The 13,615-nt window shown below is 44.2% G+C and carries 10 protein-coding genes; 4 read left to right on the forward strand and 6 right to left on the reverse strand.

The window, feature by feature from the left end; translation table 11 throughout:
* Positions 1 to 25 precede the first annotated feature (25 nt).
* Entirely contained in the window at positions 26 to 1,489 is a 1,464-nt protein-coding gene (gene murC / locus AC6IZ0_RS02380; RefSeq protein ID WP_497724923.1) for a UDP-N-acetylmuramate--L-alanine ligase, read from the reverse strand.
* Positions 1,490 to 1,900: 411 nt separating this feature from the next.
* Here murC and nadD point away from each other — a divergent pair, with 411 nt between their 5' ends.
* On the forward strand, positions 1,901 to 2,527 hold the full coding sequence (gene nadD / locus AC6IZ0_RS02385; RefSeq protein WP_497724925.1) for a nicotinate (nicotinamide) nucleotide adenylyltransferase: 627 nt from the start codon (positions 1,901 to 1,903) through the stop codon (positions 2,525 to 2,527).
* A 116-nt stretch (positions 2,528 to 2,643) separates the two neighbouring features.
* Entirely contained in the window at positions 2,644 to 3,657 is a 1,014-nt protein-coding gene (locus tag AC6IZ0_RS02390; protein ID WP_271731122.1) for a type I glyceraldehyde-3-phosphate dehydrogenase, read from the forward strand.
* Between the two features lie 245 nt (positions 3,658 to 3,902).
* Here AC6IZ0_RS02390 and thiL read toward each other — a convergent pair whose 3' ends face one another.
* Together thiL and AC6IZ0_RS02400 are read right to left on the reverse strand one after the other, a co-directional pair.
* Entirely contained in the window at positions 3,903 to 4,913 is a 1,011-nt protein-coding gene (gene thiL, locus AC6IZ0_RS02395; protein ID WP_497724927.1) for a thiamine-phosphate kinase, read from the reverse strand.
* Positions 4,914 to 4,991: 78 nt separating this feature from the next.
* The gene (locus AC6IZ0_RS02400) at positions 4,992 to 6,098 is read right to left on the reverse strand and encodes a peptidylprolyl isomerase (protein ID WP_497724928.1); all 1,107 of its coding nucleotides are present in this window, start codon (positions 6,096 to 6,098) and stop codon (positions 4,992 to 4,994) included.
* Positions 6,099 to 6,388: 290 nt separating this feature from the next.
* Here AC6IZ0_RS02400 and efp point away from each other — a divergent pair, with 290 nt between their 5' ends.
* On the forward strand, positions 6,389 to 6,946 hold the full coding sequence (gene efp / locus AC6IZ0_RS02405; RefSeq protein ID WP_271731125.1) for an elongation factor P: 558 nt from the start codon (positions 6,389 to 6,391) through the stop codon (positions 6,944 to 6,946).
* Between the two features lie 110 nt (positions 6,947 to 7,056).
* Positions 7,057 to 7,536, forward strand: coding sequence for an acetyl-CoA carboxylase biotin carboxyl carrier protein (gene accB, locus AC6IZ0_RS02410; protein ID WP_271731126.1), 480 nt, complete (start codon positions 7,057 to 7,059; stop codon positions 7,534 to 7,536).
* 429 nt (positions 7,537 to 7,965) lie between these two features.
* Here accB and AC6IZ0_RS02415 read toward each other — a convergent pair whose 3' ends face one another.
* The 3 genes from AC6IZ0_RS02415 to AC6IZ0_RS02425 form a co-directional block, all read right to left on the reverse strand.
* Positions 7,966 to 8,553 carry a GerMN domain-containing protein gene (locus AC6IZ0_RS02415; protein ID WP_280792229.1) on the reverse strand — a complete coding sequence of 196 codons (588 nt, stop codon included), beginning with the start codon at positions 8,551 to 8,553 and terminating at the stop codon, positions 7,966 to 7,968.
* Positions 8,554 to 8,909: 356 nt separating this feature from the next.
* Positions 8,910 to 10,718: a proline--tRNA ligase gene (locus AC6IZ0_RS02420; RefSeq protein WP_497724930.1), complete on the reverse strand. Its 1,809-nt coding sequence runs from the start codon at positions 10,716 to 10,718 to the stop codon at positions 8,910 to 8,912.
* A 172-nt stretch (positions 10,719 to 10,890) separates the two neighbouring features.
* Positions 10,891 to 13,566 (reverse strand): DEAD/DEAH box helicase, encoded by a 2,676-nt coding sequence (locus AC6IZ0_RS02425; RefSeq protein WP_497724931.1) that lies wholly within the window; start codon positions 13,564 to 13,566, stop codon positions 10,891 to 10,893.
* Positions 13,567 to 13,615: the final 49 nt, after the last annotated feature.

Below are 13,615 nucleotides of genomic sequence, written 5' to 3' on the forward strand. Positions count from 1 at the left end.
GTCCACCGTAATTGTTCTTCCTCATCTAGGATGTGGCTGTAACAGGTTCACAAAGTGTAGTAATTACTTCAGGGATGACCTGATTTAAATTCCCAGCACCTAGAAATAGTGCTAAATCTCCGGGACGCAGGGTTTGTACCAAGAATTCACTCATTAAGGGTAAATGAGGTTCATAAAGCACCTGTGGATGCTGTTTGGCTATTGCTACTGCAAGTTGTTCACCGCTAATTTGCCCTAAATTAGGTTCGCCAGCACTGTAAATATCTGTAAGTATAACTAAATCAGCATGGGCGAAAGACTCAGCAAATTCTTCTAAGAAGGTGAGTGTGCGACTGTAGCGATGGGGTTGAAAAATAGCAACTACTCTTTGCCCTGGTCTGGACTGGAGACGTGCTGCAGCAAGAGTAGCGCGAATTTCACTGGGGTGGTGGGCATAGTCATCGATAAAGGTAATACCGCCAACTTCTCCGCGCAACTCGAAGCGTCTTCTAGCACCTGCAAAAGTGGCAATGCTCTTGGCAATTGTGCCAAACTCTAAACCCAAGGCTCGACCAACAGCTACTGCCGACAGGGCATTGCTGAGATTATGCCGACTGAGCAAACGCAAATTCAATACTCCCAAGGGTTTGCCTTTCTCCCAAACCAGGGCTGTGGTACCATCAGCGCGATAATCAATATTAGTAGCAGTATAATCAGCATCTGTTTCTGGATTGAGGCTGTAGCTAATTGTCGGTTGGAAACGATGGCGTACCGTATCACAATCAATACAACCTATAAGGATTTTACAACTAGAGGCAAATTTTTGGAAGATGCTAACTACTTCTTCTAAGGTCTCATAGTGGTCAGGATGATCAAGTTCAATATTAGTAATAATGCCAATTTCGGGACTGTGTTTCACCAGGGAACCATCAGATTCATCTGCCTCAGCTACCAAATACTTGCTTTCCCCTAATCGTGCATTTCCTTCCCAAGCGTCAACCTCACCACCCACCAGAATTGTGGGGTCTAAACCAGCTTGTAAGAGCATATAGCCAATCATGCTACTGGTAGTAGTTTTACCGTGGGTTCCTGCAACTGCGATGCTATAGTAGTCTGAAATCAAGGCTGCTAGTACATCTGAACGATGCAAAATTGGACATCCTAATTCCAGTGCTGCTTTGTATTCCAAATTGTTGGCATTAATTGCCGTTGAACAAACAACTTGAGGCAGTGTTGAGTTACTACCTACGGCTAATATTTCTGGTGAGTTTAATATTACTTTATGAGCTGATTCACGAGATCGAAAGAACTCGAGATTACTAGCCTCCTGTCTGCCAAAAATATGTGTTCCGATCGACTCCAACTTGCACGTAATATGACTCGGACGAAGGTCAGAACCTGATACTGGCATTTGACGCTTGGCCAGAATGTATGCTAGGGCAGACATACCGATGCCACCAATTCCAATGAAATGAAATGGTCGGCCGCTAAAATCTACATAATTATTCATTGATGAGTCCTCTGACACCACACCATAATCACAAATGACACGCGTATCATACCAGGAATTTGATTTTTAGACTAACTGCACTTGCATTTTGTTTATACCTGATATTCAGATTATTTTCCTCTGTTTTTTTGCTGATTGAGAATGATTTTACCTTTCTTGAACGTTTTGGCTATTTCGGAACTGTTATTAAGATTATTCTGAGAGTTGATGCCGCATCGGGACAGAAAATATTGTATTTCGCAATACCTTTTACTCAGTTCTTGAGTGATGTTGGCTACAGTCATACATTATTAATAGTGGAAATAGTTTTAAATTGAGAAATTTTCCATGAAACTTCTCCAGTCAGCTTGAGCCAGATAGTATATTTGTATTATCATCTGGCGATATGGAATCAAGTTTAGGTATGACTGAATGCAGCACATCGGAATCTTTGGTGGCACATTTGACCCAGTTCATTGGGGACATTTACTCGTAGCCAAAACAACTTTATATCAAGTACCTCTGTCAAAGGTGATTTGGGTACCATCACTAAACCCACCCCATAAAAAAGTGGCTTTGTTTAAAAATCGCTGGGAAATGTTGAAATTAGCCACAAGAGGAAACTCAGCATTTACCGTCTCCTCCATCGAGGCAAAACGCTCTGGAACCTCCTATGCCATCAATACCTTCATGGACTTATCTAGTTGTTATGCAGATACTCACTGGTACTGGATTACGGGTTTGGATACATTTCAAACTTTACCCCGTTGGTATCGTGGACGGGAACTAGTACAAATGTGTGATTGGTTAATCGCTCCCCGACAGCTAGGTGGTGAGACGACAGATCAAAGCGAGCTGATATGCAAGCAAGTGGAGCAACAACTCACACAGCAGTCGCTAACTATTCGCTGGCAACTATTGGACATACCTTTAATAGGAATTTCCTCAAGTCTGATTCGGAGACTTTGCCGGGAAAGCCTGTCAATTGGTTATTTAGTCCCGGAATCCGTCAGATCCTACATTAATACTCACAACCTCTACTCAGATAAATCTGAATAAAATATGTGTTTTTTTGATCGATCTGAAAATTTATGGTTATTAATACTCCCCCCTTTGCGATATGATTGGGGTCAAAGATATCAATTTATAGGCATAAATACAGAGGGTAAGACACTGTGATTAGAGTCGCAATCAATGGTTTTGGGCGCATCGGACGTAACTTTGCACGCTGCTGGGTAGGCAGAGAAAATAGCAACATTGAGCTTGTTGCTGTCAATGACACATCAGACCCTAGAACTAATGCTCATCTCCTCAAGTATGACTCAATGCTTGGGAAGTTAAAGAATGCTGATATTACAGCCGATGACAACTCCATCATCGTTAATGGTAAGACTATTAAATGCGTATCAGATCGCAACCCAGAAAACTTACCTTGGAAAGAGTGGGGAATTGATCTGATTATCGAAGCAACAGGCGTATTTACCAGCCGAGAGGGAGCGCAAAAGCACATGAATGCTGGAGCGAAAAAAGTTCTGATCACCGCACCTGGTAAAAACGAGGATGGTACTTTTGTCATGGGAGTGAATCATCACGAATATGACCACAACCAGCACAACATCATTAGTAACGCCAGCTGTACTACCAACTGCTTGGCTCCGATAGCCAAGGTATTAAACGACAAATTCGGGATCATCAAAGGTACGATGACCACCACCCACAGCTACACCGGCGACCAGCGTTTGCTAGACGCTTCTCACCGGGATTTACGACGCGCACGGGCTGCAGCTATTAACATTGTTCCCACCTCCACTGGTGCAGCAAAAGCAGTAGCACTAGTAATCCCAGACCTCAAAGGTAAACTTAATGGTGTGGCTTTGCGGGTACCAACTCCTAACGTTTCAATGGTAGATTTCGTAGTTCAAGTTGAAAAACGTACTATTACTGAAGAAGTGAATCAAGCTCTCAAGGAGGCTTCTGAAGGTCCACTCAAGGGCATTTTGGACTACAGCGAACTACAATTGGTCTCTTCAGATTATCAAGGTACTGATGCATCTTCGATTGTCGATGCCAACTTGACTTTAGTCATGGGTAATGATATGGTGAAGGTGATGGCTTGGTACGACAATGAGTGGGGTTACAGCCAAAGAGTTCTAGATTTAGCAGAACTGGTAGCCCAAAAGTGGGTTTAGTCATTAGTAATTAGTGATGACTTTGAAATCATCTGTAACTGAAGCAAGAGCAACAGATCTTGCGATAGGAAAGAAACGATAAATAACTAGTTTTTTGTTGTCTGCTGTTGGACAGCCAGTGGACGTTAAATAGATGCTTGTGGAGGTGAGTCTGGTGGGGTTTTCAAAACAAAGATAACTGGAAGCCAGACAAACCTCTAAGGCAAGAATCTCCTGTTACAGCCAAAGGCACAACGGTGAGAGTGTCAATGGGTAAAATGTTGAAATGCGCGGAAAATTTGTAATTTTTCGCGTTTTTTTTGCTCTTTATCTTGTAGGACTACTTGGGAACCTGTGGTAATAGTTCCCACTATGGCGGCGCTTTCACCGAGTGTTGTCACCAAGTGATTGGCAATAACTTCTGGTAGGCACAGCACTAATTCAAAGTCTTCACCGCCGTAAAGGGCATATTCTAGAGCTTTTTCTGGTGTCAGCCAATGCTGAAAACTACCTGGTAAGGTGATTAGGCTGCTTTGTAGGATAGCGCCAACACCACTGGCGCGGCAAATTTGCAAAATGGCATCTGCCAAGCCGTCGCTGCTGTCCATACCGGCTATAGGGGGGTGGTGGGATGGGGAATAGGATTCGAGAATTTGCCAGAGTATGGGTAAAACATCTAATCTGGGTTGTGGGCGCTGGTGTACTGTGATTAGTGTCCTTTGTTCTGCATCGGTGAGGTTTTGCCTCAATTCGGGATGTAAGAGCAATTGTAAGCCGGCTTGGGATGCTCCATGAACACCAGTGACCATGATCGCATCACCCACTTGCGCCGCAGAACGTCGGATAATCCTTTGGGGATGAACTTGACCAAAGGCAGTAATGGCTATGGTGGTGACGGGCGATCGCACGATGTCACCGCCAACAATGACGGTATTGTATTTCTGGAGGCATTCTGTCATTCCTTGATATAAGCGCTCAACCCAACTCACCATCACCTCCCCTGGTAGCGCCAAACCGATGGTAATGCCCATGGGAGTGGCCCCCATTGCTGCCAAATCGGATAAATTAGCAGCCACAGCCCGCCAACCAGCATCTTCTGGGGATGTGGTGACATCACTAAAATGCACACCATCCACCAGCACATCTGTTGTGACTACTAAAGATTTTTCTGGTGAGGTTAAAAGGACAGCGGCATCATCCCCAATCATTCCTGGGGGGCAGAAACGCTGCAATTTCTCTAAAATACCTTGTTCGCCAATATCTTTAATTTGAGTCATTAGTGATTAGTCAAATAAAAGAGGAGTATAATTAAAAACTCCCCAAACTTTCGTATTTATTTAGGAATCTCTACCTTTCTAGGCGGCTGACGGCTGAACCAAGTTTTCTATTCCTTGAATCACAGTTGCCGATTCAATTTTGTCACCTTCTTTGAGCTTATCCAAAATTTCCTTACCATCAATAAGATAGCCAAAAACCGCATAGCGACCGTCTAAGAGGTTTCGTCCGGCAGGAGTGAGTTCTGGCTCAAACAAAAAGAAGAAAAATTGAGAAGAACCTCCATTTACTTCACCTTCTGGGCGAGCCATTGCCAATGCGCCAAAGGAAGAAAAAGGCAGAACTGGCATATCGAGATAACGCCCGGCTTCTTCAAGAGTAATGCCATAAGTGGGTTCTTTCTCGCCTTCCACTAATATTTCTAAAGGAATAGGGCGGTATTTGCCAGTTTTCGGATCAATGAAACCTAATTCTTTTCCTGGTGGATCTCCGGTTTGCAGCACGTAAGACTCTTCTGAACGGGTAAATTCTAAACCGTCATAAAAACCTCGTTGCACTAAATCCACAAAGTTACCAGCTGTGACGGGGGCGCTATAACCGTCTACCACCACAGTCAAGTCACCTTTGTTAGTTTTAACAGCCACTGTAGCCCGACCTTTGAGTTGAGGCAGGTTACTATACTCAGCAGGTACTTCAAAGGGGAATGCAGTCACCATTGATTCTTCTAACTGGGTGACTACATCGAGGAGTTTATTTCTACCTTCTAGAACTTGTTGTTTATCTTTAAGTTGTACCGCTGCTTGGAGTGAATCGACCCCAGATTTTAACTGGTTAATCCAAGCTTCGGCTTGAGGTTGGCGTTCTTCGGGAACGCTTGCTAGGATTTGGTTAGGTCTATCGAGAATCCGTGACGCTGTTTTCAGGTCGCTAGAGATAGCACCCCATCGCCGATTTGCCCGCAGTTGGGTAGAGATATCCTCTAAACTGGCTTGCAGTCGCCGGACTGGTTTATTCTCTATCGGGAGTGCATACCTTAATAAAGCCTTGCCTTCAGTAATGGCATTTCCAGATGGCAGGGCTGCGTGACTAGGAGGAGTCCAGGTAGCTGTATTTATGCCTAAAAATATTGTTATTAACAATATTCCCATTAGGCTGTTTTTCAGCCAGGATTTTAATATGTTAAACATGATGGAATAACTCAAATGCAACATCACATTGTTGGCTGGGCTTAACCCATCAATCATCTTCCCACAGTACGAGTGCTGAGTAATGAGGGAATTTAGGATCGGGGCGAAAATTATCTATCACGGTCTAGTCTTTCCTGTAGGGTTTGTGAGTTGCTTGTTGCTGCCAACCAAAAAGACCGCGCTGACTCACCATACCTGAATGAATTGACTAATTACTTGATGATTAACTACTAATTACGACTCTTGAAGGGTACAATAAATGCCGATTGTCTTCCAAAACTTAAAGCTTCATGATCTCTAGTAACGACTTTCGACCCGGTGTATCAATTGTCTTGGATGGGTCTGTATGGCGAGTAGTAGAATTTCTCCACGTTAAACCAGGCAAAGGTTCTGCCTTTGTACGTACAACTCTCAAGAGTGTCCAAACTGGCAAGGTGCTAGAAAGAACATTCCGCGCCGGGGAAACTGTACCACAAGCCAATTTGGAAAAAAGCACGATGCAGCATACCTATAAAGAGGGCGATGAGTTCGTCTTTATGGATATGGAAACCTACGAGGAAAGCAGATTGAGCGCAGCGCAAATAGGCGATCGCGTCAAGTACCTGAAAGAAGGTATGGAAGTTAACGTTGTTCGTTGGGGGGAGCAAGTTCTAGAGGTGGAATTACCCAACTCTGTGGTCTTGGAAATTGTCCAAACCGATCCAGGTATCAAGGGTGATACGGCTACAGGTGGAACTAAGCCAGCTACTCTGGAAACAGGAGCAATCATCATGGTGCCATTGTTTGTTGCTCAGGGTGAGCGTATCAAAATTGATACCCGTGAAGATAAATACTTAGGCAGGGAATAAGTTGACTTTGTGACCACCAAGCAATTTTGATTTCAGTCCCTATATATAGGGATTAAATCCCTGCCACATTGATAATTTTGACTTACGGTTAGGTCGAGGTAATAAAAACTGTGCCATTGGAATTTAATGAAATCCGCCAACTACTGGCAACTATCGCCCAAACAGACATTGCAGAAGTAACACTTAAAAGCGATGACTTTGAACTAACAGTACGCAAATCAGAGCGAGAGAAACTTACCGAATCGCCAAATCAGATCGTCGAGGTGGGAACAAGTCGTGTTTTGGATAATACTGCCACTGCTTCTACTGTGCAGTTACCAGCAAATCCCCCATCACTGATTGATAAAAGACTAGTAGAAGTTCCTTCCCCCATGGTAGGAACCTTTTATAGCGCTCCCGCACCAGGTGAAGCACCTTTTGTGAAAGTGGGCGATCGCGTCCGTAGCGGTCAAACAGTCTGTATCATTGAAGCGATGAAACTGATGAATGAAATTGAGGCAGAAGTATCCGGACAAATCATGGAGATTCTGCTGCAAAATGGCGAACCGGTGGAATATGGCCAAGTTTTGATGCGAATTAACCCCGATTAGGTATTAATTTATCAAGATATCAATCACGCAAGAGTGAGATCCCCTACCTTTTCTGCCGCGTACACACCAGCCCAAAAAGCGAGAACTCAAAGGTTCTACCCCTCTGCTTGGCAAGGAGAGGGGCTGGGGGTGAGGTCAAACCCCACTAATAAAGTCTTTTACAGCGCCTTTCATCTGAGTTAGGTACAAAAGGGCGGGCACCGATGCCCACCCCACAAGATTTATGATATTCAGCTGTGTACTTTATTTACTTGAAAAGTGCCGTATGTATTGATTTAAACTGAGTAGCTTTTTTGGAGGGTGTGTTGTCGCGTAGCGCAACGTACCATCCTGAATTTTCGGTGCGTTAGGACTAAAGTCCATAACACACCGTACCCAAATCAAAAGTTTTAGACTTGTGTGTACACATTGGACCTTTGCAGGAGGGGATTAAAGCGGATAGTTTTGCTCAAAGCTTTGACGAGTCAATGGCTGCAACACTTCCACACCCTCCCCACCTAAAAACTCCAACTGTTCTCCCTCGACCTCAATGTATACTTTCGCATTTGGATCTAGTGTTGTGGCTGTATAAATAACTTGTCCAATGCGACCGACCATCGATGTTGAACCGCCACCTTTAGTAAAATCTTCAGATAAATTAACATGAACCTCACCATTCTCCATTTTCAGCCCCAGCAACTTGGTTTCTGGGGGGATGGTTGTAGAATCTGTCCCTTCTGTTGGTCCGGCCAATAAAGCTTGGAAGGCTCTTTCTAAAACTTGGTTGGGTTGCGTAGCAGCTATTTCCACCGGTTGGGGAACCAAATCCAACCCTGTATCCCTTGGTTTAAGCCAGTAAACATGAGGTGTTTGCCCTTGCACAGGATCTCTTGGCGTAATAGTTTGAGATGGTCCGATTGGTGTAGGAGGCTGATTAGAAGCAAGCCAAGCTACACCACCACCCACTAATACAACTGCTGCTGAGACTGCTGCAATTACACCAGAAGAAATACGTTTAGATCCTTGTTGGTTGTTCATATTTAAAAGGTTCCTGACAGGAGACTGAGATAGTGTGGTTCACAAGAGCAGCCTGATAAAAGACGATATCCATGAGTGGGAGTTTCTTGAAATCTCAAGAAGGCTTGATTTGTCTGAATTCTATTGACTTGATATTTTGCTAATTTGAAGACAATTTCGGAACGGAAATTAAAAATCCCCAGGGTGAGGGTATTTCAGCAAGTCATCCTGCACCTATAGTAACTTGATTTCAGCTTTAATTTTAGCTAACCTGTCCACGGGTAACCTCCATTCTCAAACCGGGGGCGGGCTTAACCTTTGATTATTGGTCATAGATACAATCGCAGGCAAGATACCTGCCCCGGCAAGGATGTATATTATACTGCTAATGCCTCATTAACCCACTGTTCCAGAGTATTAACTACTTCCTCGATGGCTATTTCTTGAGTTTCATGGGTGGCGCGTTTCACTACTTCTACTTTGCCATTGTTAATAGCCCGACCTGTAACTATTCTGTAGGGTATACCAATTAAATCGGCATCTTTAAATTTTACTCCAGCCCGTTCATCCCGGTCATCAAGTAATGTTTCCACACCAGCTTTGTTAAGTTCAGTGTACAGTTTTTCGGCTACTTCCACCTGTTGAGCGTCTTTAACGTTAGGAATTGTGACAATTGCATGATAAGGTGCGATCGCTACTGGCCAAATAATCCCATCTTTATCATAGGATTGTTCTACAGCCGATTGTGCTAGTCGTGATACACCCACACCATAACAGCCCATAAATAGGGGGTTTTCTTCCCCTTGTTCGTTCGTATACATTGCTCCCATAGCTTGGGAGTACTTAGTACCCAATTGAAAAATATGTCCTACTTCAATCCCTCTAGCGGTTTGAAGAATTTGATTAGGGTCATGAACAGCGCGATCGCCCGGTCTAGCCTTACGTATATCTACCACTAAACTAGGTAACTCAAATTGTTCTCCCCAATTAGCACCAACAACGTGATAACCTGATTCATTAGCACCTGTAACAAAGTTTTTTAAATCGACGGCCGTTTTATCAACTAACCGGACAAACTGAGGATGTAAATCCTTACGAGCCGCAATATAATCATCTCCCAGATTAGGGGCAATATAACCTAAAGGTAAAGATTTAGCCGCCCATGTTTGCTGCATTTCGGCATTGGGTACATCCAAGCTAATAATAGCCTTAGCACCATAGTTAGAAGCAAGTTTAGTCAATTCATTCTGCAACTTCACCTCATTCACTTCTTGGTCACCGCGGATACTCACCAAAAACAATACAGTCACACCATTGTCATAAACAGTTTGGTAAAGGACATTTTTCACAACTTGAGTAGGAGAACAATTGAGCAGTTGACATACTTGCTCAATAGTCTGTGTTCCTGGTGTTTCCCGTTTCTCATAGGTTGTAAACGGAGAGATTACCGCATCCACAGCTAAAGAAACCGCCTTTTCCACATTAGCGGCATATTTACCATCTGGAGTGTAAAGAACTTCATCCTCTCCAGCATCCGCCAACACCATAAATTCTGTAGAACCAGAACCGCCAATAGCCCCAGAGTCAGCTTCTACAGCCCGGAATGCTAAACCAGAACGGCGGAGCATATTGCTATAGGCCTGATACATATCTTGGTAGGTTTCCTTAAGACTGACCTCATCCACATGGAAAGAATAACCATCCTTCATAATAAATTCCCGCCCCCGCATCAACCCAAACCGGGGGCGAATCTCATCGCGGAATTTAGTTTGAATTTGGTATAAATGTAAAGGTAATTGACGATAGGAGCGAATCATATCACGAGCAATAGTCGTGATCACTTCCTCATGAGTCGGCCCTAATCCCAACTGTTGTTCACGGCGGTCAACCAGGGAAAACATAATCCCCTCAGCCTTAGTGTAAGTATCCCAGCGTCCCGACTCCTGCCACAACTCAGCCGGTTGTAACTGGGGTAAGAGACATTCTTGTGCTCCAGTGGCGTTCATTTCCTCCCGGACAATTTGGGAAACCTTTTGTAATACCCGCCACATTAACGGCAAATACGTATAAATACCGCTACCGATACGACGAATATAACCCGCCCGCAGTAATAGTTTATGGCTAGGAATCTCAGCATCAGCCGGATCATCCCTGAGTGTAACAAATAACATTTTTGATAGTCGCATCGTTATTTTCCTTTTGAAAAATTGCTAGTGTTTAAAATTAATTACATCTGAAGTTTGCCATAAACATATAGGATTTTGGCAGGAGATTAGGTAGTATATGAATCTTAAAACTCTTGTGGGGTGAGCATGGTGCCCGCCCTGGTATACCTGACATCGATGAAATGCGCTGTAATTAATCAGCCGCCTCATTAACTGGGAACCTATCAATTAATTGCATCGCCCGATAAGCATTACGCTGGAAATCTTTAGACAAATGGGGAACATGGGGGATCTGGGATAATAAATCTAAAGTCCGGCGTAAAATTCTCACGACATCGCCTTCATCCAAAGTAGTATTCTCACAGAGTTCTGTCCACTGTTTCCCCAGAGACCACTGTTCTACTATGGCAATTAATTCAAATTCCAACCAGATGGGCAAAGCGACATTGTACCGCCTTTGCAGTTGAAATATTTTGCGGCGAATTCCCCGCAGTGTTGCCAAAGCTTCTACGACTTCGTTACTAAGTTCAAAGTGAACTCTACTATCTGGGCGGGGGGGTTCGATGACTAAAGCTGCAACTGCGGCGGCTAGATGGTGGGGATCTAAATTGTCCAATTGACCACTAGCGAACACCAAACCCAGCCATAATTCATTTTCTCCGCGAATGGCGGCAGCAATTTGTCCTAACTGTGTGGGGACTAAGTTATCTAAACACTCAAAGTATTCCAAAATAGAAATTAAATTAACAAATTCTTCCCAATGGTGTTGTGAGTGTTGCGCGACTTGTAATTGTAATTCTTCGAGTTCGGCTTCTAATTCCACATAACGAGCGCGGCGTTTAAAAATCTTGCTGACATTGCCAGATTTATGGATGGGATTAGCTTCTAATTCCTCTTGGACTGCGGTAACGCGACCCAGTTGTGCTACTACTTCTGGGGACATATACAATGAGGCTTGTACTTGAGGAATACGTTGAGCGATCGCAAATGTTTCGTGATTACCGCGAAGTGATTTCCCCGGTTTTAACTGTAAATCTGGGGGTGGTACGATCTGCTCTGGTACATCCACCCGTGGCAACTCAGCATACAAATCGATTACATCGGCAGTTGTGACTACATACCAGCGATTATCTTGTCCTAAACACACCAAGTAAGGAGCTTCTGAAGCAGCACTAGGTGTTTTTCCCACTAAGACCGCTGTTATAGGTATAGACACATCTACGTCTTTCCCCTTGAGACTCAACAGAGTTCCTGTCACTGCAAAGCTCAACATCATCACAAATTCTTCTTGGCGACTTTCTAGAGCTTGTTCTTGCAGTGTTGTCAATAACTGGCGTTCGACTTTCAAACGTTGCCGCAATTTCTGATAAACTGCTAGTTCATGTTCATTAACCGTGGCGATTTGTGCTTTGAGTTCGGCTAATTGGGTTTGTAGCGAGGCAATTTCTTCATACTCTGGTCTTAAATGCAGTGTTGCCATGTACTGCCCAAAGCTGCGTTCTATCAGTTCCCTGGCTTGTTCAAGTGTGTGGATTTGCAGCAAGTTTAGTACCATACCATAGCTAGGTGTAAACTGACTCACCAGGGGGTCTGGTTTAGATGTAGCTAAATACGCCGCTTCTTTTGAGCCTTCAAAGGGGGTTTGTACTGTAACTACATGACCTTGTAGATCCATGCCTCGGCGACCTGCCCGTCCTGCCATCTGGAGGAATTCAGAAGCGTTTAGTAGGCGATGTCCAGAATCAGTACGTTTGGAAAGGGTAGAAATTACTGTTGTCCGGGCTGGCATATTGATCCCTGCTGCCAGGGTTTCCGTAGCAAATACTACTTTAATTAGCCCCTGCTGAAATAGTTCCTCTACTAGTCCTTTCCACGCAGGTAAAATTCCGGCATGGTGAGCAGCAATACCTCTGTATAGAGGGGCAATTTGTCCAGAACGCCCAGCATCAGGATTTCGGGTTAAAAAATCATCAATTTGCCGCCGTAATATTTGCGACTCATCATTATTGACTAGCCATAAATCACCAACTTCTGCCACCGCCTGATCACATCCGCGACGACTGAATATAAAGTAAATCGCCGGGAGCATATCCCTTTGCTGTAGCTGACTGAGGGTGTAAGCTATCCCCGGTGCTTCTGGTCTGCCGGTTCTGCCCCTGTCTTGTTGTTTTCTTTTGCCTCTATTGGCCAGACGGGGGTTAATTTTAGTTTTACTTTCATTGAGCAGAGGAAACAGCCCCTTGGGATTGCAGTAGTAAAATTCTAGGGGAACGGGACGAAAATCCGAATAAATCAGGTCTGTCGGACCGTGAACGCGATTTAACCAGTCAGTGAGTTGATCGCTGTTGGCAACAGTTGCGGAGAGGGCTACTAGCTGAATTTCACGAGGACAGTAGATGATGGATTCTTCCCAAACTGTCCCCCGCTGGCGGTCATTCATGTAGTGACACTCATCTAGCACTACGGCCTCAACGTCTACTAGGGAAATGCCCACCTGCCCTATGGGTGTGCCATAGAGCATATTGCGGAAGATTTCTGTGGTCATCACCAGAATTGGTGCATCCCTGTTAATGGAATTATCTCCAGTTAACAATCCCACCAACTCATAGCCAAATTCCTCACGAAAATCACGTAATTTTTGATTGGACAGAGCTTTCAGGGGCGTGGTGTAAAATACACGCTTACCCCGGGATAAGGCCCTATAGATGGCATATTCCCCAACTAACGTTTTGCCCGAACCTGTAGGGGCACATACGACTACGGAGCGTCCAGAATTTAGGGACGCGATCGCATCTTTTTGGAACTGATCCAGTGCAAAGGGAAATATTAACCCTAAGTCTAGTTCTGGAGATGGTGCGGGATAATTCACTCAATCAAATTTGCAACCGGACTTTTTTACTATATTAACGGGTATTTGC

This window comes from Anabaenopsis sp. NIES-4685, from assembly GCF_059725405.1.